The organism is Gemmatimonas sp. (genome assembly GCF_041689975.1).
Classification (GTDB): domain Bacteria; phylum Gemmatimonadota; class Gemmatimonadetes; order Gemmatimonadales; family Gemmatimonadaceae; genus Gemmatimonas.
This window is the reverse complement of record NZ_JBDNFF010000145.1, coordinates 1-22,068: the sequence shown is the minus strand read 5'-3', so window position 1 is coordinate 22,068 and position 22,068 is coordinate 1. Positions and strand designations below refer to the sequence as shown.

General features: G+C 65.9%; 22 protein-coding genes. 5 read left to right on the top strand and 17 right to left on the bottom strand.

Annotated features, from left to right (window positions below):
• Positions 1–881 (top strand): MBL fold metallo-hydrolase (locus ACESNG_RS09845; protein ID WP_373068782.1); only part of this gene is annotated, 881 nt, incomplete at its 5' end.
• A 122-nt stretch (positions 882–1,003) separates the two neighbouring features.
• On the opposite strand, the gene ACESNG_RS09840 is transcribed toward ACESNG_RS09845, so the two are convergent.
• The 15 genes from ACESNG_RS09840 to ACESNG_RS09770 form a co-directional block, all read right to left on the bottom strand.
• Positions 1,004–2,575 carry a hydantoinase B/oxoprolinase family protein gene (locus ACESNG_RS09840; RefSeq protein WP_373060860.1) on the bottom strand — a complete coding sequence of 524 codons (1,572 nt, stop codon included), beginning with the start codon at positions 2,573–2,575 and terminating at the stop codon, positions 1,004–1,006.
• Positions 2,572–3,237: a uracil-DNA glycosylase family protein gene (locus tag ACESNG_RS09835; protein ID WP_373060861.1), complete on the bottom strand. Its 666-nt coding sequence runs from the start codon at positions 3,235–3,237 to the stop codon at positions 2,572–2,574. Before ACESNG_RS09835 ends, ACESNG_RS09840 begins: the two co-directional genes overlap by 4 nt.
• Complete coding sequence (locus ACESNG_RS09830; protein ID WP_373060862.1) at positions 3,234–5,201, bottom strand: hydantoinase/oxoprolinase family protein; 1,968 nt, start codon at positions 5,199–5,201, stop codon at positions 3,234–3,236. The genes ACESNG_RS09835 and ACESNG_RS09830 overlap by 4 nt, the downstream gene beginning before the upstream one ends.
• Positions 5,202–6,500, bottom strand: coding sequence for a DUF4105 domain-containing protein (locus ACESNG_RS09825; protein ID WP_373068780.1), 1,299 nt, complete (start codon positions 6,498–6,500; stop codon positions 5,202–5,204).
• Complete coding sequence (locus ACESNG_RS09820; RefSeq protein ID WP_373060864.1) at positions 6,500–7,504, bottom strand: Gfo/Idh/MocA family protein; 1,005 nt, start codon at positions 7,502–7,504, stop codon at positions 6,500–6,502. Before ACESNG_RS09820 ends, ACESNG_RS09825 begins: the two co-directional genes overlap by 1 nt.
• A gap of 22 nt (positions 7,505–7,526) precedes the next feature.
• Positions 7,527–8,846, bottom strand: coding sequence for a SpoIID/LytB domain-containing protein (locus ACESNG_RS09815; protein ID WP_373060865.1), 1,320 nt, complete (start codon positions 8,844–8,846; stop codon positions 7,527–7,529).
• Between the two features lie 11 nt (positions 8,847–8,857).
• On the bottom strand, positions 8,858–10,186 hold the full coding sequence (gene hemL, locus ACESNG_RS09810) for a glutamate-1-semialdehyde 2,1-aminomutase (protein WP_373060866.1): 1,329 nt from the start codon (positions 10,184–10,186) through the stop codon (positions 8,858–8,860).
• Entirely contained in the window at positions 10,183–11,604 is a 1,422-nt protein-coding gene (rimO, locus tag ACESNG_RS09805; protein ID WP_373060867.1) for a 30S ribosomal protein S12 methylthiotransferase RimO, read from the bottom strand. Before rimO ends, hemL begins: the two co-directional genes overlap by 4 nt.
• 25 nt (positions 11,605–11,629) lie before the next feature.
• Positions 11,630–12,130 (bottom strand): YajQ family cyclic di-GMP-binding protein, encoded by a 501-nt coding sequence (locus ACESNG_RS09800; protein ID WP_373060868.1) that lies wholly within the window; start codon positions 12,128–12,130, stop codon positions 11,630–11,632.
• A 15-nt stretch (positions 12,131–12,145) separates the two neighbouring features.
• Positions 12,146–13,006: an RNA polymerase sigma factor RpoD/SigA gene (locus tag ACESNG_RS09795; RefSeq protein ID WP_373060869.1), complete on the bottom strand. Its 861-nt coding sequence runs from the start codon at positions 13,004–13,006 to the stop codon at positions 12,146–12,148.
• A 157-nt stretch (positions 13,007–13,163) separates the two neighbouring features.
• The gene (gene lepB / locus ACESNG_RS09790; RefSeq protein ID WP_373068778.1) at positions 13,164–13,964 is read right to left on the bottom strand and encodes a signal peptidase I; all 801 of its coding nucleotides are present in this window, start codon (positions 13,962–13,964) and stop codon (positions 13,164–13,166) included.
• 49 nt (positions 13,965–14,013) lie between these two features.
• Entirely contained in the window at positions 14,014–15,498 is a 1,485-nt protein-coding gene (locus ACESNG_RS09785; RefSeq protein ID WP_373060871.1) for an aldehyde dehydrogenase family protein, read from the bottom strand.
• A 9-nt stretch (positions 15,499–15,507) separates the two neighbouring features.
• A complete protein-coding gene (locus ACESNG_RS09780) occupies positions 15,508–16,056 on the bottom strand; it encodes a hypothetical protein (RefSeq protein WP_373060872.1) in 549 nt (182 codons plus the stop codon).
• Positions 16,057–16,073: 17 nt separating this feature from the next.
• Complete coding sequence (locus tag ACESNG_RS09775) at positions 16,074–17,450, bottom strand: sigma-54-dependent transcriptional regulator (RefSeq protein WP_373060873.1); 1,377 nt, start codon at positions 17,448–17,450, stop codon at positions 16,074–16,076.
• Entirely contained in the window at positions 17,447–18,163 is a 717-nt protein-coding gene (locus ACESNG_RS09770; RefSeq protein WP_373068776.1) for a hypothetical protein, read from the bottom strand. The genes ACESNG_RS09775 and ACESNG_RS09770 overlap by 4 nt, the downstream gene beginning before the upstream one ends.
• A 242-nt stretch (positions 18,164–18,405) precedes the next feature.
• Here ACESNG_RS09770 and ACESNG_RS09765 point away from each other — a divergent pair, with 242 nt between their 5' ends.
• The 4 genes from ACESNG_RS09765 to ACESNG_RS09750 all read left to right on the top strand — a co-directional run bounded on the left by ACESNG_RS09765 (position 18,406) and on the right by ACESNG_RS09750 (position 21,502).
• A complete protein-coding gene (locus tag ACESNG_RS09765) occupies positions 18,406–19,380 on the top strand; it encodes a hypothetical protein (RefSeq protein ID WP_373060875.1) in 975 nt (324 codons plus the stop codon).
• 229 nt (positions 19,381–19,609) lie between these two features.
• Positions 19,610–20,212 (top strand): hypothetical protein, encoded by a 603-nt coding sequence (locus ACESNG_RS09760; protein ID WP_373060876.1) that lies wholly within the window; start codon positions 19,610–19,612, stop codon positions 20,210–20,212.
• 922 nt (positions 20,213–21,134) lie between these two features.
• Positions 21,135–21,344, top strand: coding sequence for a hypothetical protein (locus tag ACESNG_RS09755; RefSeq protein ID WP_373060877.1), 210 nt, complete (start codon positions 21,135–21,137; stop codon positions 21,342–21,344).
• Entirely contained in the window at positions 21,341–21,502 is a 162-nt protein-coding gene (locus ACESNG_RS09750) for a hypothetical protein (protein ID WP_373060878.1), read from the top strand. The genes ACESNG_RS09755 and ACESNG_RS09750 overlap by 4 nt, the downstream gene beginning before the upstream one ends.
• On the opposite strand, the gene ACESNG_RS09745 is transcribed toward ACESNG_RS09750, so the two are convergent.
• Both ACESNG_RS09745 and ACESNG_RS09740 read right to left on the bottom strand, forming a co-directional pair.
• Positions 21,489–21,698: a hypothetical protein gene (locus ACESNG_RS09745; RefSeq protein WP_373060879.1), complete on the bottom strand. Its 210-nt coding sequence runs from the start codon at positions 21,696–21,698 to the stop codon at positions 21,489–21,491. The genes ACESNG_RS09750 and ACESNG_RS09745 overlap by 14 nt on opposite strands.
• 15 nt (positions 21,699–21,713) lie before the next feature.
• The coding region (locus ACESNG_RS09740) for an FAD:protein FMN transferase (RefSeq protein ID WP_373068774.1) at positions 21,714–22,068 on the bottom strand (355 nt) is incomplete at its 5' end.

Genomic DNA, 22,068 nt, shown 5'->3' with positions numbered 1-22,068 from the left:
TGATGCCGTCGGGGGTAACGCCGCGGTTCCGGATACGGTTCTGGGGAACCAGAGGTACGTGTCCCAGTCCGGGACCGCGCACGGTGCGTTACGGTGGCAACACGCCATGTGTGGAAGTGCGCGCCGCGGACGACGGTTTGTTGATTCTCGACGCCGGCACCGGCATCCGTGCCTTGGGCGCGCGGCTCATGAGGGCCAGCGATGATCGCACCGCGCACATTATTCTGTCGCATCGACACAGCGATCATGTGCTCGGACTCTCGCACTTTGCGCCGCTCGTGGCGCAGACGCGTGAAGTGCAACTCTGCTGCGGCGACGGTGAAATCGCGTCGCTGCAGGCGTTCGTCGATGCCTTGCTGTCGCCGCCGATGTTTCCCTATGTGGACGGCATTCGCAGCCGGCTCCGCGTGTACGACTGGGAGCATTCCCCAGCGCGCCACGTGGGCACGTCGCGCGTGCATCGGTTCGCCGCTCAGCATCCCGGTGAAGCGGCCGTGCTGCGGATCGACGACGAGCGCGGGCCGGCCATCGCTTACGCGCCAGACAACGAGCTGGCCTATGCCGATAGCTCGATACACCTGGAGGCCTGGCGCGCGCGGCTCACGTCATTCTTGCGTGATGTGCCGGTGTTGGTGCACGACGCGACCTATCTCGACGCTGAGCTGCCGAGCCATGTCGGCTGGGGCCATTCGTCGTCGCTCGAGGCCACGCGTTTGGCGATCGAATGCGGCGCCGGGATGCTGGTGCTGTTTCACCATCATCCCGATCGCGACGATGACGCGGTGGAGCGCATGGTAGAGGAGAGCCGCGCGATGGTGACGCAGGCAGGCAGTGCGCTACGCGTGCTGGCAGCGTGGGAAGGGTTGGCGCTATCGGTGTGAGGCGCACCGATTCGTGCGCCCGGCCAAATCACTAACGACCCGAAACTCAAAACTCGAAACTCGAGACTCACGTGAGTCTCGAGTCATGAGTAAAAGTTCGGAGTTACGAGTCGTACCCGACCCTACGCCGCTCCCCACCCGCCACCGCCCGGCGTCTCGATCGTCAGTACGTCCCCCGCGTTCATACTCACGCGGCACTTGGCTGGCAGCAGCTCGCCGTTCAGCAGGTTCCGCCCGGGCTGCGCATCATGGCCACCATTCGCCCCCGGCGGTGCCACACGACGACGCTCGGTGAGCAAGGTGGCCGTGCACGCCACCAGCGCCTGATAGCGACGCACGATGCCGTCGCCGCCGCGGCTGGCACCGGCGCCGCCACTGCCACGACGTACGGAATACTCGACCACCCGCAGCGGATAGGCGCGTTCGAGTGATTCCACCGGCGTGTTGCGCGTGTTGCTCATGCCCACGTGCACGGCGTCGGGGCCGTCGCCGCGCGCACTCCCACCCTGCCCGCCCCCGAGCGTTTCATAGAAGCTCCACCCGGGCGCGCCGAGCGTGATGTTGTTCATCGTACCCTGCCCGCAGGCGGGAATGGGCAGATCATGCACACCGATACTCTCGGCGGCAGCCGATAGCGCCGCGAAGCACACGTCGGTCAGGCGCTGCGACAGTTCCACATTCCCCGCCGCCACGGCACTCGGTCGCTTCGCGTTCGCCACGCAGTCGTCGGGGATCGTGAGCACGAGCGCGCGTGCAACGCCGTCGTTCACCGGCACATCGTCGTCACACAGCACGCGCAGCACGAACACCGCTGCCGCCCGCGCTACGGCCGGCGGTGCATTCACGTTGCCACGCACGGCGGGCGATGTGCCGGTGAGGTCGAGATGCAGCGTGGCGTTCTGCACGCGCACATGCACCACCACCGGAATCGACGCGTCGGTCACACCGTCCCCTTCCAGCGCATCGGCAGCGCGCGCTTCGGCGCCCTCCAACAGCTCCAGACGCGCGCGGACTCGGCGCTCCGTGTAGTCCAGCAGCGCATTCACCGCGTCGCCCAGCGCGTCGGCGCCGAGCCTGGCATACAGCGCCTGCCAACCGGTTCGCCCCGCCGCGCAGGCCGCGCGTTGCGCGCGTAGATCCCCTTCGCGCTCTTCGGGTGTGCGCACGTTGGCGAGCACGAGCCGCACCACATCATCCTGCACTGCGCCGCCTCGCTCGATGCGCACTGGCGGCACGATGATCCCCTCCTGAAACAGCTCGGTTGCCCCGAACGGCATGCTGCCGGGACTCATGCCACCCACATCCGCATGATGCGCGCGCACGGCCGCGTAGCCGATGATGCGTTGTGCATCGTTCGCGTCGGCGATCACCTCGACCATCGTGAGGTCGGGGAGATGCGACCCTCCATGCGAAGGATCGTTCAGCAGAAACACGTCGCCCGGTGCCGCGCCGCAGGCACGCACCGCCGCCACCGACTCGGGCATCGCGCCGAGGTGGACGGGAATGTGCGCGGCCTGTGCCACCATGCGGCCGTCGGCATCGAACAACGCACAACTGGCATCGCGACGCTCGCGGATGTTCGGCGAAATGCTGCTGCGCTCCAGCAGTCCACCCATCTCCTCGGCGAGCATCGCAACGCCCTGCGAAAACACCGTGAGCTCGAGCGCGTCGAAGCGCGCACGCGTACTCGTCACGACTGGTCAGGCTCGGGCGCGGGATAGCCTGCCTGCAGAATCGCGTACTGGCAGCGCACCATCCACGCCTCCTGCAGATCCGCCATCTTCGCGCCTTTGCCGCGATCGGGTGCCATCGACAACAGTCCCTGCGCTGACGGATGCGGCAACGCACGCCGCGCCATCTCCGGCATCGGCGAACGCTTGCACAGCGTGTCGATCGTGCGCGTCGCGACGCGACCAAGCGTCACGATCCCTTTCAGTCCGCGCCCACGCAACAGGTTTATGTCGCGCGTGAGTCGCGTAAGGTTCGTCGTACCCTCGAGCTCCGATCGCATGGGGGCGCGAAAGGTTTGCCCGTCGTCGGTGGGGCAGCGGTCGAAGGCGTTGCCCAGCGCCACGCCCTGCGCGATCGGCACGATGCCGCTCGCCACGAACAGCGAGCCGTCCCACTCCATGCGGTCGATCTCCGACGGCAGCATCATCGCCCCCAGGCGCACGAGTACGTCGTAGAGCACCTTTCCCGCCGCGTCGCCGAGAAACGGCACCCCACTCTTGTCGGCGCCTCGAGGGCCCGGTGCTTCACCCACCAGCAACACGTGTACAGGGCCGTCCAACGGCATCAGCATCGGCACCGGCGTGCCGAAAATGCGTCCGATATGCGTCGTGTTCGACATTGTCATCGTTGTTGCTGCTCCAGCATCCAACCTCCGATTTCCAGCGATCGCGCGGTCCAGCCAAATGCGATTCGCATAGTCGCATCCGGCAGTCGTACGACGGCCGGACCCTCGAGCACTCGCTCCATGGCGCGTCCATCGTCGACATCGTGCGCCAGCGGCCCATCACGCGGCGGACGTGCAAAATGCACTGGCCACGGGGCGCTACTGAGCGTGGTCCGCGCGCTGATGAACTCCACCGGCCGATCGAGCTCGAAGCCTGCCCGCTCATCATGCCGCGCCACGAACCGCTCCGCGACGGCCGTCGGTGTGTCGCCCGGCTGCACGGTGATATCGAGTTCATACCCCTGCCCTTCGTAGCGGGCGCGCAGCCACCAACGCACGTCGAGATCGACCGCGTTCTCCTCGTCCCGCACGGTACGCAGCGCCATCGCCTGGGCTTCGAGTAGCGTCGTCAGAGACGCCGTCGTCAGCGCATCGGCCCGCTGCATCACGCTCACCAGCGACTCACGACGCTCGGGGGCCAAGGCCAGTCCAACGGCGCTCAGCACGCCGGCATGTGGCGGCACGATCACTTGGCGCATGCCCAATCGCTCAGCCAGTCCACACGCATGCAGCGGACCGCCCCCGCCGAACGCAATCAGCGGCACATCTCGCGGATCGACACCGCGCTCCACCGATACGCGCCGTAGCGCGCGCGCCATCGTGGCATCGGCCGTGGCGATGATCGCCTCGGCCGCCCGCTCCAACGACACACCAAGCGGCATCGCGATCGTCTCGACCGCAGCGCATGCGCGTTCGAGACCGATGTGCACGCCGCCGCTCCACTCGCCCGGAGCAATCGTACCCAACACCACATGCGCATCCGTGACCGTAGGACGCACACCGCCTCGACCGTACGCGGCCGGACCAGGCGATGCGCCGGCGCTCATCGGCCCCGTGCGCAACGCCCCGCCATCGTCGAGCCACGCAATGCTGCCACCACCCGCCGCCACCGCCTCCACCAGCACGCGCGGCAAGGCGATCGGCACACCGGCCACCGCACCACCGCGCTCCACCAGCGGCTCGCCGTCGTCCACCAAACCCACATCGGCACTGGTGCCGCCGATGTCGATCGTGAGCGCCCGCGACACACCAAGGGCACGCGCGATCGCCGCCGCGCCCGTGACACCGCCCGCCGGGCCAGAGAGGGCCAGCGCAGCCGCATGCGACGCGGCATCGTGCGCCGACAACGTGCCACCGGCCGACGTCATCACGCGTGGCGCGGGATACGCGTGCTGCGACAGTCGGTCGGAGAGCCCCGAAAGATACCGGCGCACGGCCGGTCGCGCATAAGCCTCGGCCACCGTCGTCGCCATGCGCTCGTACTCGCGAATCTCCGGCAACGCTTCGTGCGAGCACACCACATCGGCGGCGAGTCCGGCCTCGAGCAGCGCCACGCGCAAAGCATCGCGTAGTGTGCGCTCGTGCGACGGATCGCCGTAGGCGTGCAGCAACGTGATCGCCACTGTCTCCGGATGCTGCGCCTTCACCGCGTGGACCACCTCGGCGATCGCCTCTTCGGTCAGCGCCAGCGTGACGCCCTCGGGCGTGATTCGTTCACGCACGGGAATCACCTGTGCCGGTTCCACCAGCGGACGCGGGTGATGCTTGGCCAGGTCGTACAGCGCCGCGCGCTCCTGTCGGCGCAGCTCGAGCAGGTCGGTGAATCCGGCGGTGGCGCAGGCCACCACACGGGCACCCGCGCGTTCGAGCAACAGGTTGGTGACCACCGTGGTCCCGTGCGCGATGTGCGCGATCTGTGAGCCGTTCAGCGAGGCAATACGCAGCGCTTCGAGCACACCAGCCGCGCGATCACTCGCCGCACTCAGCACCTTCGATGTATGCACCGTGCCATCGGCATGCAACGCGGCGAGGTCGGTGAATGTCCCGCCCACGTCGATGCCTACCGCGATGCGGGATGACGTCATCTACCTGGCGCGCGCGGCGCGCGACGGAATCTGCAAAGGCAGGCGCAGCATCGCCATCGCAAACGCGAGATGCACCGGCACGATCACCGCCAGCACGACACCACTCTGTTGATACAACGACGGCACGAGTTGCAGTGCCAGCCCGACCACCGACAACAGCGCGACCAGTGCCGAGACCCCAACGGCGACGCGACGACGCACGCCACGCCAGAGTGCCATCGTCACGACGACGGCGGCCACGAACATGAGCGGATGCAGCTGCAGCACCGTGAGATTGGCGCCCATGTACGGCCCATGCTTGGTCACCGTGCCCGCCAGCAGCAGCGCGGTGCCGAGCAGCGCGCCGACAGCGAACCAGAGCGCGGAGAAGGCGACGAGCACAAACCGTGCGCCCCCCGCGCGGGCACCGGCCAGCAGCACGACCAGCGCTGCGAGCACGAGGCCGAGCGCCAGCGCCAGCGGCACCCGCGAGGGCGCTGCGTCGGGCATCGGCGGGCGACTTGCCGTGAAGAGCACGGAGTCACTGGAAACGAGCCGCCCTCGCGCGCCGCTCGCATCGGTCACCGTGAGTGCCGCGAGATGATTCGCCAGCAGCTCGGGAAGGAACGACTCCTCCCACTTGGTCAGCACGTGATCGGCCGTGCGTCCGAGCGCGATCTGAATGCCGGGATACACCAGCGGATCGCTGGCGGTGATGCGCGCGGTTTCGTTGCGCCACGTGCGACCGCTGCCGGCCAGCTGAAACGGCGCGTCGAGTTGCCCGTTCAGCGCCCAGTTCAACAGGTCACGCACGCGCGTGGCGCAGTTGTCGGCGTAGTAATCGTAGCGATAGTACTTGTTCGCGTCCTGCGCCTTCCAGGTCACGTAGTCGGCGATCGCGCCGCGCTGCGCGGGGCTGAGCTGCAGCTGCAGTTTGCGGATCGTGCGATTCTCACCGATGTACGCGGCGGTGAAATCCGCGGTGCGGTAGCCGGCCATCCAGTACTTCGTGTCGCCCGTGAGAAAGCGCCCGAGAAAATTCGGCTGATTGAAGTCGAACATGCCCCAGTTGAAGGCGATGTCCTGACCCGTACTGCTATCCGTGAGCGCGAGCGCGATGTGCCCGAACTTCTCGAACACGAACTCGCCCGGCCCATACGTGATGATCGCCACCGACATGCGCGCACCACGCACGGCGCGCGCACGGTCGAGTGAGGCCGACACACCCGGGGCGGGCGGCGGCGCCGTTTGTGCCGTCAAGGCCGACGAGGCGAGCAGCACCGCCGCCGCCAATGCGCGTCGAACCACCGTCACGGCCATCAGAAACGGATCTCTTTCCCGTCGTCGGCGGCCTTGTAGATCGCCTCGACCACCTTCTGCACGAGCACCTGATCGGTGGGCGGCTCGTACGGCGCTTCGTCGTTGATGACGGCGAGGAAGTGCGCGATTTCCGCCCGGTAGCTCTGCAGGAACGGACTCTCGCGAGCCGCCGCGCCCGAGGGCGAGACATCGACGGCACGTCCGTTCAGTTCCTTCGTGACGCGCATCGGTGCCAATCGCGCCGAGCCACGCGTCGCATGGACTTCGAACCACCAGCGATCTTCGTCGCCCACGTACGACCACGACACATCGATGTTGAGCACAAGACCGTTCTCGCACTCGAGGAACACCTGCATCGCGTCTTCCACCGAACCCGTCGCGCGACCGCGACGCATCGACGACACAACACGGATCGGATTGGGGCCGTCGGCCAGCCACATGGCGAGATCGAGCAGCGGAAACCCGTGTTCGAGAAACACGCCGCCGCCCGACTCGGCGCGACGATTGCGCCAGCCATCGGCCGTGTTCTTCACGTGCAGCGAGCCGGCGCGAATCGACGTGACCTGCCCCAGTTCGGCATTGCGGATGAACTGGTCGAGCGCCTGCACGTCGGAGCGGAACCGGTGATTGTGCCCCACCACCAGGCGGCGATCGGCCTTCTGCGCGGCAGTCAGGCACCGCTCGATGCCGCGCGTCGTGAGCGACAACGGGCGTTCGCACAACACGTGTAGCTTGGCGCGCAGTGCCGACAGCACATGCGGCTCGTGCAGGTGATTGGGCGTGGCAATGATGACCGCGTCGAGTTCGTCGCTGTCGAGCAGTTCCTCGAAGTCGGTGAACACGTCGGGCACGTCGAAGCGGTCGGCCAGCGCGCGCGCCTTGGCCGCATCGTTATCGCACAGCGCGACCAGCTTGGCACCGCGCAGCTTGGACAGAACAGGGATGTGCGTCAGCTGGGCAATTGCTCCCGTGCCGACGACGGCGATACGGACGCCGTCTTTCATTTACGCCTCCAGAGATGACAGATCAGTCGGCGAACCCGACGACGGTCCCCGGATAGTAGTGACGCAGGATCGTGCGAGCGTCGATGCCGGCCCGAGATCGGCCGATCGCTCCCCACTGACACATCCCCACTCCGTGGCCGTTGCCGTGGCCGCGCAGGCTGACACCGGAGAGGTATCCACGAGCACGGGATTCGCGGTCGATGGAAAAATACGTGCTGGACAGAATCGCGCCACGCGCATCACGCAATACATTGCGAATCTGGTTGTGGCGCACCGTCACGTCGCCGCGATCGGTGCGCAGCACCAGCGCCGTGGCCCGACCGGAGGCGGTCCGACCTTCCACACGCATTTCCGTGATCACACCGGGACGCGGATCGCGCGCACCATTGGCCACCAAGGCCCGCCGCACCGCTTCGCTGAGCTGCCCCTCGTCGAACTCCGCCGTCCAGTGGTTCCTGGGCGAAATGTCGCAGTAGGGACGCCCGGTGCGCGGGTCGGTATCGTCGACCGACTGCAGATACGGCTCGTCGCGGACATCCCGCCACGATTCCTTTGGCGACGCCGTCCGTCCTCCGCACGACGAGTAGTAGGGCGCGTCCACCAGCAAGCCGTCGTAGCGGATCACCAGCCCGGCGGTGTGGTCGATCGCCTCATTCACGATCGGCGCCTCCACATCCATGCCGGCATACACCTGATTCTGCACGGTGGCCACCATGTGCCACCCCGACCGCGGCTCGACCGATACGTCCGCAGGCACCCGGATGTACGCGTAGCTCCTCGCCGCGATTGCCTGGGCCTCCAGCGCCGCCCGATCACCCGGCTGCCTCGTGCCAAGCTCGATCGGCACCACGCCGCGTAGATAGTCCTCCACCGGCAAGCGGTTGACCACGAGAATGCCGCTGTCGGTGGGCGTGAACCAGAGTTCGCCGCGATAGCGATGATTGTCGAAGCGCAGGGTGGAACCGCCTTCGGACGCGCGGGCCACGAACGGCCCCTCTCGCCACGGAGTGGCATCCCCGTTGTCACCGGCCACGCGCAGCAACCCACCCTGTTGCTCGATCCGCCAGTGCTCGGTGCCCTTTCCCGTCACCAACTTCGTGCGCCCACCCTGCTCGTCGATCCGCCAGCGCCCGGTAGCCGACACCGGCGCCTGCTGCGCCTTACCGGTCAACGCGATACGCGCCATCCGGTCTCGGCCGTCCAGTCGCCCATTCGCCTCGCCCGAGATCGGTCCCGCTCTCACGGGGCCCGGGCCAGTGCTGCCCCCACGAGGCGCGCACGCCACCGTGAAGGCAGCGGCGGCCACGAGCGTCCCGAAAGCACCAGCGATGAGCGCGCGCATGAACTCCTGGACTAATCCCGTTGCGCGACCGCCGCGCCAAGCGCGTCGTCGAGTCGGGTCAGTGTTTCGGCGATTTCCGCATCGCCATGCGCCGACGACATGAACGCCGCCTCAAATGCCGACGGGGCGAGTGACACACCACGTCGGCGCGCTGTATGAAAGAACCGCTTGAACAGTGTGGTGTCCGACAACTTGGCGTCGTCGTACGTGAGCACGGGTTCGTCGCGGAAGAAGAAGCCCCACATCGAACCGGCATGGCTGGCCGAGAACGGCACGCCACGGCGCGCCGCGATGTCGCGCATACCCTGCACCAGCACGGCCGTCTGCGCGGTGATGCCGTCGTGTACACTCTGCGTGAGTGCGCCCAGCGTCGCGAGGCCAGCCGCCATGGCCAACGGATTCCCCGACAGCGTGCCCGCCTGATACACCTTGCCCGTGGGCGCCACGTTCTGCATCAGCTCACGTCGGCCACCATAGGCTGCCACCGGCAGTCCCCCACCGATCACCTTGCCCAAGGCGGTGAGATCAGGGGTGACACCAAAGCGCTCGCGAGCGCCACCGAAGGCAATACGGAAACCGGTCATGACTTCATCAAAGACGAGCAACGCCCCGGTTTCGTCAGCGATCTTCCGCAATCCTGGGATGAAGTCGGGGAGCGGCTCGATGAATCCGCTGTTGCCCACGATCGGCTCGAGCAGGATCGCGGCCAGCGGAAACTCGCGGGCGATGCGCGCCGCGTCTTCGAGGTCGTTGTAGCGGCAGGTCAGCGTAAGCCTGGCCAGCGCCTCTGGAACCCCCGGCGAATCGGGCAGCCCCAGCGTGGCCACGCCCGACCCTGCACGCACCAGAAAGGCGTCGGCATGGCCATGGTAGCAGCCTTCGAACTTGAGGATGTACTCGCGCCCCGTGATAGCACGGGCCAAGCGTGCAATGGTCATCGCCGCTTCGGTGCCGCTGGAGGTGAAGCGCACCATCTCCATGTGCGGCATCCGTTCGGCGATCTTGTCGGCCAGCTCCACTTCGCGTTCGGTCGGCATGCCGAAACTCGTGCCGTCCTGCATCGCACGAGAGACCGCCTCGAGGACCACATCGGGCGCATGCCCGAGCACCAGCGGTCCCCATGACAGGATGTAGTCGAGATACTCGTTGCCGTCGGCGTCCCACACGCGCGCGCCCTTGCCGCGCTTGGCCACGAACGGTTCACCGCCCACACCACCGAAGGCGCGCACGGGGGAGTTCACGCCGCCCGGAAAACGAGCGCGCGCTCGCGCCATGATCTCGGCGGAACGCGCGCTCGGGCGCGACGTCAACATAGCTGCGAGTTCTGTCGGACTGCTCATCGGCCGAAACTCCCCACGGAAGATCTGTCAGGAATGCCACTGCCGACCAGCGGCAGGGTACGCGACGCGCGACGGATCGGCGCCGCCGCTTGCTCGGCCACGCGCACGAGCGAGGCGCGAAAATCGTAGTCGTCCACGACGTGCTCGATACGCACGTCAGCGAAGGAACCGGGCGTCATGATGCCCGACGCAGCGCTGATCGGCACATGTACCAGCCCATCGATGTCATCGGCCTGCCACGGGGCGCGGCACAGCATTTCTCCGGCGACGTCGGAGGCGCGCTCCACCAATACCCGCGCTTCAACGCCGAGGAAGCGCTCGTACCGCTCCGACGTGATGGCGCGCTGCAGCTCTTCGATGCGCTCCTTGCGCTCCTGCTTGATCGAATCGGCCACGTCGTCGTCCATGCTGTTCGCGCGGGTCCCTTCCTGAGGCGAGTAAGTGAACACGCCGACGCGATCGAACTGCAGCTCTTCGAGAAAGTCGCACAGCATCTCGAAGTCGCTTTCGGTTTCGCCAGGGAAGCCCACGATGACCGACGTGCGCACGGCGAGATCAGGCACGATCGCCCGATACTGCGCGAGGCGCTCACGGATCGTCTTCTGACGCTCGGGGCGACGCATACGCGCCAGCACCGCATCGGAGCCGTGCTGCATTGGCGTGTCGAGATAGCGCACGATACGCGGATTCGCGGCGATGACTTCCAACAGCCGCGGTGTGATGCCGGTGCTGTAGAGGTACATGTTGCGGATCCACGGAATCGAGGTTTCGCGCAGCAGCGCTTCCAGCAACTCGGGCAGCGCCACGCCATCACGACGATCGCGGCCGTAGTGCGCCAGATCCTGCGCCACCAGATTTATCTCGCGGGCGCCCTGCACTTCGAGCAGCTGCGCTTCCTTCACGAGATCATCGAGCGCAAACGAACGGTGCTTGCCGCGCATGAGCGGAATCGCACAGAACGCGCAGCCGTGGTCGCAGCCTTCGGAAATCTTCAGGTAGCGCACATGCGGCAAGTCGCCACCGAACAGGCGCACACCGGGATGCTCCACCAGCGACCCGCCCAGCAGCCCGCGCTCCACCAGCTCGGGAATGAGGCGGTCGGTCTCGGAGTTGCCGAGGAACACGTCTACCTCGGGCAACGCTTCCTGGAGCTCCGACTTGTGCCGCTCCACCATGCAGCCGATGGCAAACACCGCCTGACACTTACCGTCGTCTTTCAGGCGCGCCGCGGCCACGATCGCTTCGATCGACTCGGCCTTCGCGGCGTCTATGAAACCGCAGGTGTTGACCACCACCACATCAGCGTCACGAAGGTCGGTAACCTGCTCAGCGCCGTGAGCGACGAGATCGGCCAGGTACCGCTCGGAGTCTACTGTGTTCTTATCGCACCCGAGGGTGACCAGACCGAACTTAAGCATCCTCGAAAGGTAGCGCAGCCGCTCCCTATCGGAAGTTGCCGAACTGCAGCTCCACCTCGAAGTCGGCCTTCCGCAGCACCGAAATCGCGTCCTGCAGCGCATCCTTGTCGGGGCTCGACACGCGCACCTGATCGCCCTGAATGCTGGCCGTGACCTTCTTCAGCTTGGCGTCCTTGATGGTAGCCGACACCTTCTTCGCCTGATCGGAGTCGAGCGCCATTTTCAGCTTGATTTCGCGGCGCAGCACATCGCCGCCACCGGGCTTCACGTCGCCGATCTCGAGATTCTTCACCGGCACGCCGCGCTTGATCAGCTTTCCGCGGAGTGCGTCGAACAACGCCTCCATGCGCATGTCGCTGTCGGTCGCGAGGTTCACGATGCTGTCGGTGCGCTTGAACTCGATCTCCACCAGCGCGCCTTTGAAGTCGAATCGCTGGGCGATCTCCTTCTGCGTCTGATTGACCGCGTTGTCCACTTCCTGCAGGTCGACGCTGGTGGTGACGTCGAAGGAATACGTAGAAGCCATAGTATCGGGATGGGCTCAGCCCAGAAAGCTTTCGAGCGACTTGGCTCGTGAAACGTGCCGGAGACGCGACAATGCCTTCTCCTTGATCTGACGGACCCGCTCGCGTGTGATGCCCAACAGCGTACCGATCTCTTCGAGCGTCATCGGCTCCGCGCCGTCGATCCCGAAATACAGACGCAAGATCTTCGACTCGCGCTCCTTGAGGCTACACAGCGAATCCTCGATCGCTTCCGTCAGCGCCTTCTCGAAGGTCTGTTCGTCGGGCGTCGCGTGGTTCAGGTCGGGCAGATAATCGAGCAACCGGTTGTCTTCGCCCGGCGTGAGCGGCGCGTCGAGCGACAGGTGCACCTGCGAAATCGCCATCGTCTTGGCGACTTCTTCCTCGGTGATGTCCATCCCTTCGGCGATCTCGGCGTGCGTCGCTTCGCGTCCCAGCTCCTGCAGCAGCGTGTTCGCCCGCTTCCCGATGCGATGCAGCGTACCGGCTCGGTTCAACGGCACGCGCACGATGCGCGACTGCTCGGCCAGCGCCTGCAGAATCGCCTGACGAATCCACCAGACGGCGTACGAGATGAACTTGATCCCTTTCGTCTCGTCGAACTTGTGGCCAGCGCGAATGAGGCCAAGGTTGCCTTCATTGATCAGGTCGGACAGCGACACACCCTGATTCTGATACTTCTTTGCGACGGAGACCACGAATCTCAGATTCGATCGCACCAACTTGTCGAGCGCTTCCTGGTCACCCACCCGGATTCGTCGCGCGAGCTCTGCTTCTTCTTCGCGCGAAATAAGCGGGTACGCGCTGATGTCGCGCAGGTATTGATCGAGGGAGCCTTCCTCGTACGACACTTTCTTCTTCGGGGACGTCACAGCCATGGCGGAGCGGCTCGTGTGGCAGAGAGACTGGACATACGACCGCGCGGCGGGGGGAGCGCGGCGTCCTGCAAACAACAACCAACTGCTGATCCACTAACGGTGAACTACCAAGGCACCATTCGTCAACGCATGCCGCCGCTAAATCGCTCGCCAGTCGCTAACGAACAACGGATCCGAGACGTCCCCACCGGATGCGAGTGAGCCACGACGCACGCGACGTGGAGTCCGGCGTGAAGCTATAGTAGACGATCCACGGCGTGCCGCGCAGCAAGCTGTCGGGGACGAAACCCCAGTAGCGGCTGTCGAGCGAATTGTCGCGATTGTCGCCGAGCACGAAGAGGTGCTTCGGCGGCACGACGATCGGTCCCCAGTTGTCCCGCGACGGGCGATAGATCGGCGGCATCCCCGCGTTCGTGTTCGTGTTGGTGGTCGTGGTCACATTCGCGGCGGCGGCGGTATTCGTCAGGTAGCCGCGCTGCCACCGGAATTCGTCGGTCACCGGATCGACGTTGGGCTCCGCATGCGACACATACTGCTCTCGAAGCAGGACACCATTGCGCAGCAGTGAACCGCCTTGCATGGAAAGCGTGTCACCGGGCCGCCCCACCAGCCGCTTCACAAAACTCTTCGTCGGATCGGCGGGCCATTCGAACACTAGAATGTCGCCGAGCTGCGGCGCCCGCACCGCCGGCAAACGACGCCGGGAATACGGCACCTCGGCGCCGTACAACCACTTATTCACCAGTAGGAAATCCCCCACGAGCAGCGTGCGCTCCATACTGCCCGACGGGATCTTGTACGCTTCCACGACGAAGGTACGGAGTATGAGAAAGAGCAGCACCGTCGGCGGCAGCACCTTGGCCCAATCCCAGAGCCAACCGAACGAGTACGCGCGCCGACGCGAGCGGCCATTGGCCGCCCGCAGGGCGTTCGCACGGTGATACTTCTCCAGCGCCATCAGGATCTCACCGACTCATCGTTTTACGGTGCGTGCGGCCGCACCGCGTTCAGTAATTGTCGATCTGTGCGCGCTGAAGTGCACCGGAGTAATCCACGTAGCCCACCTTCGTCTCCGAGTAGAACTCGTACACTTCCCAGCCGCCCTCGCGATGTCCGTTGCCCGTCTCCTTCACGCCGCCGAAGGGCAGATGCGCTTCGGCGCCGATCGTGGGAGCGTTCACGTACGTAATGCCGTTGTCGAGATCCTGCAGGGCCCGGAACGCCACATTCACGTTGCTCGTGTACACGGACGACGACAGTCCGTAGCGCACTCCGTTGTTTACCGCGAACGCCTCCTCGACGGTAGCGACCTGAATCACCGAAAGTACCGGTCCGAAGATTTCTTCCTGCTCCAGACGTGATCCGGCTGTCACGTTCGTGAAGATCGTGGGCTGAAAGAAGAACCCGCTGTCGAGCGCACCGCCCGTGGCCCGCGCACCGCCGCAGCGCAGCGTGGCGCCCTGCTGCTTCCCGATCTGCACATAGCGTTCGACCTTTTCGCGTGCGGCTTCGTTGACCAGCGGCCCGACCTCATGGCCGGCTGTGCGTCCGTCGCCCAGTACGAGCGCCTGCGCCCGTCCCACGAGACGTTCGACGAAGGTGTCATGAATGCCGCTCTGCAGAATAAGACGACTGGTGGCGGTGCACCGCTGTCCCGTGGTGCCGAAGGCCCCCCACAGCACACCGTCGATCGCCAGATCGAGATCGGCATCATCAAGCACGATCTGCGCGTTCTTGCCACCCATCTCGAGCGACAGTCGCTTGTGCATGCGGCCGCACGTTTCGCCCACGAAACGTCCCGTTTCGGTCGAACCCGTGAAGGAGATCACCGGCACCTGCGGGTGCTCCACGAGTGCTTTGCCGACCACTTCGCCCATGCCGTGCACGAGCTGAATCACTTCGGGCGGCAGGCCGGCCGCGAGCAAGATCTCCACCAGAACCGTGGCGGTGTGCGGCACATCTTCGGCGGGTTTGAGGATCACCGAATTGCCGCAGAGCAGCGCCGGAAAGGCCTTCCACGTGGGGATGGCCATCGGGAAGTTGAACGGCGTGATCAGCCCGCACACGCCGATCGGGCGACGCATGGTCATCGCCCACTTGCTGGCGAGTTCGCTGGGCACCGTGTGGCCGAACAGACGGCGTCCTTCGGTGGCCGCGTAGTACGCGGTATCGATGCCTTCCTGTACATCACCGCGTGTTTCCGCGAGCGGCTTGCCCATCTCGCGTGTCATGAGGTTGGCGATTTCCTCCTTGCGCGCCGCCATCAGATCGCCGACACGGCGCAACACATCACCGCGTGCCGGTGCCGGGGTGCGCTTCCAGCGGTCGAACCCACGCTGCGCACTCACCACGGCGGCGTCCACGTCGGCCACGCCTGACGAGGGAAAGCGGCCGATTACGTCCTGCTGGTCGGCCGGATTGCGATTTTCGAAATAGTCGCCGGTTGATGGCGCGACCCACGCGCCACCAATGAAGTTGTGGAAAGTCGTCATCCCTGAAATTTAACGAGGAACTGGGGCGGCGGACGGGATTCCCGACGACGCCGGGCAACTCCAGCCTTCGCTACGATCGGAGGTCGGAGTCGCATACCCGATGCGCGGCAGAACCTCGCGAGCGCCCAGCGCGAGCCCCCAGACCACGACCAGCAGCGACGCCACGTGCGCCAGACCCAGTCGATGCCGCCACGTGCCGAAAGCGCTCCAGAGGCCCAACAGCGCCACCGCACCAGTGGCGGCCGTGAAGCCGAGCAGCGACCCGCCGCACGGTGCCGGCCACGGCCAGAACATCAATCCGGCCGCCGCACCGACGGCGATCGCCACTTTCACCCAACCGCGCCAGGCGCCGACCACCTGAGCGGCGGATGCCGACGCGGATGCCGACGCGGATGCCGACGGTCTGGCCGCCGCCGGCACCGCTGGCGCTGCGACCGTTCGACCGCCAGCTTTGGCCGGTACCACCGCCTTGCTCTCGGCCAGCAGCGCTTCGTCGGAGACCGACGCGAGCTGCTTGTCGATCTTGGCCATCTCGGCTTCCCAGTTACGATCGCTCATACGGGTCGGGCTGAAGGTCAGACAGGCGTGCTTTCTCTCGTCAACGCATAACGCTCGATCTTCTTGTAGAGATTCGACCGGGGCATGTCGAGTGCCCGGGCCGTTTCCGACACGTTCCAGTCGAACGCCCGCAGCTTGGCCAGCAGGAACGCCCGCTCAGCGGCCACCTTGAACTCCTCGAAGGTCGTACAATCCACCAGGTTGCCCAGCCCCGCCGGCTCGGCCGCCCGCTTTCCCACCAAACGTTCAACGTCGGCCGCGGTGATCGTCGCAGCGCTGGCCAGAATCACCAGACGTTCCACCGTGTTGCGCAACTCGCGCACGTTCCCGGGCCAGTCCAGCTCCGACAACCGCAGCAGCGCTTCGTCGGTGATGCCGCGCGCGGGCAGCCCGTCACGCGCCGCGAACTGCTGGAGGAAGTATACCACCAGTTGCTCGATGTCCTCCCGACGCTCGCGCAGCGGCGGCACCGTGATGGGGACCACGTTGAGTCGGTAAAACAGGTCTTCGCGGAAGCGGCCGTTCGCTATCTCGTCTTCGAGATGCTTGTTCGTGGCGGCAAGCACACGCACGTCCACTTGAATGGGCTTGCTGCCGCCGATGCGCGTCACGAATCCATCTTGCAATACGCGCAGCACCTTCGCCTGCGCACTCAACGACATGTCACCGATCTCATCGAGAAACAGCGTGCCGCCGTCGGCCTGTTCGAACTTGCCGGCGCGATCGGCGATGGCGCCCGTGAAGGAGCCCTTCATGTGACCGAAGAGTTCACTCTCGATCAGCTCCGACGGGATCGCCGCGCAGTTCACCTCCACGAACGGCTTCCTGGCCCGCAGCGAACCGCGATGAATCGCGCGCGCCACCAGCTCCTTGCCCGTGCCGTTCTCGCCGGAGATGAGCACGCGCGCCGGTGTGCCCGCCACCTTGTCGATGCGTTCGAGCAGCGCGCGGATCCCGTAGGTGCGTCCCACGATCTCGTAACGAGACTCGATCGTTTCGCGCAGCCGCTCGTTCTCTTCACTCAGCAATCGCGTTTCGAACGCGTTACGCAGCAGCACCAGCACGCGATCGGTGTCGAGTGGCTTCTCGAGGATATCGTACGCGCCAAGTTGCGTGGCCTCCACCGCCGTCTGAATCGTGGCGTGACCGCTGATCATGACCACGGTCGCGTTGGGATCGGCCTGCCGGAGACGCTTGAGCACCTCGAGCCCGTCGAGCCCCGCCATTTTCACGTCGAGAAAGACGAGTTGCGGACGGAAGCTGTCGTAGATCGTGATGCCTTCGGCACCACCGGCGGCGGTCTTGACCTCGTAGCCCTCGTATTCGAGCAGCTGACCAAGGGCCTGACGAATACCAGGTTCGTCATCGACGACGAGAATGCGACGGGCGCTCATGGAACCACAGCCTTGTAAAGAGTGACCTTACCATTGGCGACGCGCACGTCGGCCACGGCCTTGGGCAGCGGAATGGGGAACGCATCGGACGGCAGCGAATCCGCGCCGACGGCACGACGCATGGCGTCGATGAGCGAAGGAATCAGCCGCGGCGGCACCGTGATCCCCTTGATGCGCACTTCGCGCACGCGGTATTCGGCCAGGCCCGGACGCACGAGATCGAGCGTGCCGGCCAACCGCAAGGTGTCGCGTCCGTCGAGGGCCACCCCGAGCAGGCGGCGCAGCGCACCGTTACCCGCCACGTCGCGCACATCCACCACCGACCGCAACAACAACTGCGCGTCCACGATCGCCACTTCGGTCTGCGATGCAGACCGCGGCAGCGCTTTGGCCATCCCCGAGGCCAACAGGCCGGCCAGTTCCGGCGCGCGCAGAGACACGTAGGCCGGTCCCTTGCGACGCGAGAGGCGCGCGATCGCTTCGCGGCCCGCCGATCCCGCCGGCGTCAGGCGCGCCCACACGATGGCGTTTTCACGCTTCGCACGTTCAGTACGGCGGGCCGCGTCGTTCTCGGAGGCGATGCGCGCGCCCTGACTGCTGTCGAGCCGCTCACTGGCCTTGGTCGCGGCGTCGGTGACCCGGCTCGCCGCGCCGGACGCCGCCCGCGAAAGGACTGACGGCAGCCGATCGCCGTACAGCCAGTAGGCTGCCACGCCACCGACGGCCAGGACGACGATGCAGCCGATTCGAGAAAGACAGCCCAAAGGAAGCGTGGGTCGGAGGTGGATCGGGAAGGTACGGCCGACTAAGCACCAGCGGCAGCGGGGCGGCGGCGGCGGCGGGTGCCCTTCGGGCATGGTACCCCAAACCGCGATGACCGGACCTCGCGCCAATCGTCCCCGTCCAGAGAGTCTCAAGTCGGCCATCGTCCCCATCCCCGCTACCGCGAGCCGCTGTGCGTCCACTCGTTGCCCGCCGTTCAACCCTGTGCATCGCTGGCGTGGCGCTCATAGGCTGCGGCAGCGCCGACACGTCGATTCCACGCGACTGGCGACCGCTGCGATTGGGCGCGACGTCGGGCCGAGTACCGGCGTGTCCGCCCGTGGCCGGGACCTATGGCGTGGAGTCGGAGCTGCTGTTCACGTCCCTGATCGGCCAGCATTTGCCCACCGACGCGCGCGCGATCGCGTGGGGTGCATTCTCACTGCAGGGGAACGCCGACACGGCGCTGGCGGCCATCGTGACACACGCGCGTGAAGGCGCGGACACGATCCGGCTCCGGCGTGGTGTGGCCTACCGCTGCGTAAACGGTTGGCTCGCGCCGACCTTGGCGGCCGAGGGGCTCGCCGGCGATGGCACCGAGCGCGCGGTGCGCGGGGCCGAGCGCGGGGTGTTCGTGGCGAGTGCGAGAGACGGCGCGTTGGTGGCCCGCCTCCGCACCACGATCTACCGCGAGCTGCCGGTCTGGTGTGGCAACGGTTGCAGCGGTGTCCGCCTCCCGTTCAGCGCCACCACGCGTGTTCGGTGGGAGCGGGCGGCACCGCTTGCGGGCGAGTTCGCGGACATCGACCTCGATGATCCGCAACGGTATCTTGACCCGCGCGAAACGCGCGCGAGAAGCCGCATCCGTGGGGCACTGCCTCTCGACGTGGTCCTCGTCGGCGTGACACCACAAGCAGACGGGTGGCACGTCAGTATCGACGTCGTCGACAAAACAATCCTGGTGTCACTGCTGACCACGCTCAACAATACATCCGGCATCGCCGACGCCCGCTTGGAACGCGCATGCGAGTCCCTGAATCTCGAAGGCTCATGGCACGAGGTGATTTGGTTGCGCTTTACCAGCCGCCGAGCGCGCACGGTCGCTCTGACGGGGGGCGTAGTGCGTCGTAGCTTCAACGGACACACCGCGACGCCTCACCAGGCGTGAACACCAGTCCCACGTGAGCATTGGAGGGCAAACCATGACCACCGCGCGACGTGACTTTCTGTAACACCTCGCGCTCGGCAGTCTCTCTGCCACGCTGCTGCCGCTAACCGCACAGGCGGCGTGGGCGGAGCGAGCAGCCGCCGCACGCACCGACGCCGACGCCGACGCGGACGCGCCGAAGCAGTACGATCTCACGTGGACGCGCCGACTCACCGGCAAGTACAAAGCGGTGTACGACAGCGCCGACATCGGTGGTGGACTTGGCGTGTTGCGCGCGGGCATCGTCAGCGCGCAGTACATGTCGGCGTTCAATGTGCCGGCGAGCGCGATATCCCCGGTGATCGTGCTGCGGCACGACGGCATCGTCCTCGCCACGCAACAGGACTTCTGGCATCGTTATAAGATCGGCGAGAAGAACAAGGTCACGCATCCGTGGACCGGAGCACCCTTGACCCGAAGTCCCGCTCTGCTTGGTGCCGGCGACGGACTTCCCGCCGGGCTCGAGGCCCATGCGCTCGACAAGCAACTGGCGCGCGGCGTGATCGTGCTCGCGTGTGCGCTGGCGTTCCAGGATGCCGCCGATCAGGAGATCGATGTTGTGGTGGCTGCGGACGATGGCGGTGTCGAGCCGGACCAACGCACGATTCTCGCACTCGGCGAGGCCAAGGTCAACGAGACACTGACGGTCGCGCGTGTTCGACGCCTGGAACGCGCGCGCGCACTTGGGGCGTCGTGCGCAGGACATCAAGCTGCTGCTGATCGGCAGCAACATCGCCCCCGAGCTGCGCAAGCACGGCGCCCGTCGTTCCGATGTGGAGATCGTGGATCTTGAACGGCTGTACTACGGCATCTAGCCGCGTGATGACTCCGAGCCGGCGGATCACATGACGCGTGATGCGCGAGCGTCCGCCGCTCTCGCGGTGGCGCCACGCCGATGAAAAACAGACTTCGTGGTGGTAGGCGGTGCTCGGTGGCCGCCTGATGCATCAGCCAGCGCACGGCATAGTGCGCCAGCACGAAGCCGTAGAACTCTTGACGCACCAAGTCCGCCGTCTTGCTGCGCAGCACTCGCCGCATCTGCAACACGTGCGTCTTGACTTCATCAAATACCGCTTCCACCAGTCATGACCATGCATCCAGGCCAAGCCTTCGCAGACATTACCGCAAAGACCTCTCCGTACGCCACTTCCGGGTACAGGCTGAGGGCCATGCAGCAATAGGTGCCGGGCACGCGGGCAAGCGGCGAATACGTGTACTGTCACAGCCATTCTCGTCGAGTATCTCGCCGATCAGCGCTGCCGAGTAGACCCGAGCCAGCAAGCTGGCGCTCAGAGAGTCGCTTGAACGTGCGCCTGCTCCCAGTACCGCTTTGGATCGCGCCATGACTCGCTAAGGAAAGAGGGTGCGCGCAGTCTGGCGTATTAGTCTCTACCCGAACAGTGTTGGGAGTTGACCCGATTTCGCGGACCCATGTCTTACGCTACTCGCGCCATCCGACGCGTACAGACAGGCCCCGCATCCCTGAATCCCGGGGGCACGTGGCGCGAGCTCAGCGGTCGGTTACATGTCGCCGGCCGCTGAGCTCTCGCGTTCACACCGGCAGTGCGCGTAGTGCCGATGATGTCCGCTGTACTCCGCTGCGCGGCCTTGCGTTTGTGTCGCCGGATGTTGAACGCGAGTACTTTCGCGACTCGGTGGTATCGAGCGCGAGCGCACAATCGTCCCGGGTGACGCTTTACGGCGCGCGCAACGATATGCTATTCAAACTCTCGGGCACGATCCACGACGGCCGTCCACGCGCAGGGCTGTTGGAGGCCGATGTGCGCTGGCCGTCCACGCTCCACGTCGTCCACATCACCGATGGGCGAGCGGCCGCCCTCTGGCTCGGCCGATGGGCCGACACGCACCTCGCCCTTCGTCGCGAAGCATCGGCGCTCGTCGACCTCTGTTCGATCCACCTGTGACCTGCCGCGCGGCGCTGGGCGCGATTCAGACACCCTCGGCGCCCAGCAGCGAGGCCGCGGCGCACTGGCGACTGACGAATGCGGTGTTGCCGCGTCGGGAAGGGATGCAGGGCGGTTCCGAGCCGCTCACCTGCCCGATTGCTGTCATTGATCCCTGAGGGCGGGCTCGCGCGCCGCGTCAGCACTCGCGCAGGCACGACCATCTCGCTCGAGGCCGGCAAGCTCACAGGCGCAATCGGCACCACCTTCTCCGCCACATGAGCCTTTCAGGCGTTTACCCGAAATCATCACGCCGAGCGCCATCGCGCCCATGGCGATGGCAATCACGGCCACTGTCAGTGCAAGCATCATCATGGTGCGAACTCCTCGCTAGTTCGGTACGCGACGAACGGCACGCTGAAATCCGGCGGTCAGCCGCTCGTCCACTCGTCCGTCGCCACCGTCAATGAGCAGCAACACATCGAGTCCGTTCGCCTGCGCCAGCGACCACGCCTTGTCGGTCCCCACCGCCATGAGCGCCGTGGCCCACGCATCTGCCAGCGAGCACTCCACGTGCAACACAGACACCGCGAGCAACGTGTGGCGAACCGGAGCGCCGGTTCTTGGATCAATCGTGTGTGCGTATCGTACCCCATCCACTTCGTAGAAGTTACGGTAGTTGCCCGACGACGCGAGTGAGCGATCATCCAGCGCCACGGCTAGGCGCACAGTGCTGCGATCAGGA

What these genes read in the sequence shown, in the direction of transcription:
- ACESNG_RS09825 (WP_373068780.1), bottom strand. Translation starts at nt 6,500, where the DNA reads ATGGCCGTGACGGTGGTTCGACGCGCATTGGCGGCGGCGGTGCTGCTC.
- lepB (WP_373068778.1), bottom strand. Translation starts at nt 13,964, where the DNA reads ATGGCGCTGGAGAAGTATCACCGTGCGAACGCCCTGCGGGCGGCCAAT.
- ACESNG_RS09795 (WP_373060869.1), bottom strand. Translation starts at nt 13,006, where the DNA reads ATGGCTGTGACGTCCCCGAAGAAGAAAGTGTCGTACGAGGAAGGCTCC.
- rimO (WP_373060867.1), bottom strand. Translation starts at nt 11,604, where the DNA reads ATGCTTAAGTTCGGTCTGGTCACCCTCGGGTGCGATAAGAACACAGTA.
- ACESNG_RS09830 (WP_373060862.1), bottom strand. Translation starts at nt 5,201, where the DNA reads ATGACGTCATCCCGCATCGCGGTAGGCATCGACGTGGGCGGGACATTC.
- ACESNG_RS09775 (WP_373060873.1), bottom strand. Translation starts at nt 17,450, where the DNA reads ATGAGCGCCCGTCGCATTCTCGTCGTCGATGACGAACCTGGTATTCGT.
- ACESNG_RS09785 (WP_373060871.1), bottom strand. Translation starts at nt 15,498, where the DNA reads ATGACGACTTTCCACAACTTCATTGGTGGCGCGTGGGTCGCGCCATCA.
- ACESNG_RS09835 (WP_373060861.1), bottom strand. Translation starts at nt 3,237, where the DNA reads ATGACAATGTCGAACACGACGCATATCGGACGCATTTTCGGCACGCCG.
- ACESNG_RS09780 (WP_373060872.1), bottom strand. Translation starts at nt 16,056, where the DNA reads ATGAGCGATCGTAACTGGGAAGCCGAGATGGCCAAGATCGACAAGCAG.
- ACESNG_RS09820 (WP_373060864.1), bottom strand. Translation starts at nt 7,504, where the DNA reads ATGAAAGACGGCGTCCGTATCGCCGTCGTCGGCACGGGAGCAATTGCC.
- ACESNG_RS09815 (WP_373060865.1), bottom strand. Translation starts at nt 8,846, where the DNA reads ATGCGCGCGCTCATCGCTGGTGCTTTCGGGACGCTCGTGGCCGCCGCT.
- ACESNG_RS09745 (WP_373060879.1), bottom strand. Translation starts at nt 21,698, where the DNA reads ATGATGATGCTTGCACTGACAGTGGCCGTGATTGCCATCGCCATGGGC.
- ACESNG_RS09800 (WP_373060868.1), bottom strand. Translation starts at nt 12,130, where the DNA reads ATGGCTTCTACGTATTCCTTCGACGTCACCACCAGCGTCGACCTGCAG.
- ACESNG_RS09755 (WP_373060877.1), top strand. Translation starts at nt 21,135, where the DNA reads ATGCTATTCAAACTCTCGGGCACGATCCACGACGGCCGTCCACGCGCA.
- hemL (WP_373060866.1), bottom strand. Translation starts at nt 10,186, where the DNA reads ATGAGCAGTCCGACAGAACTCGCAGCTATGTTGACGTCGCGCCCGAGC.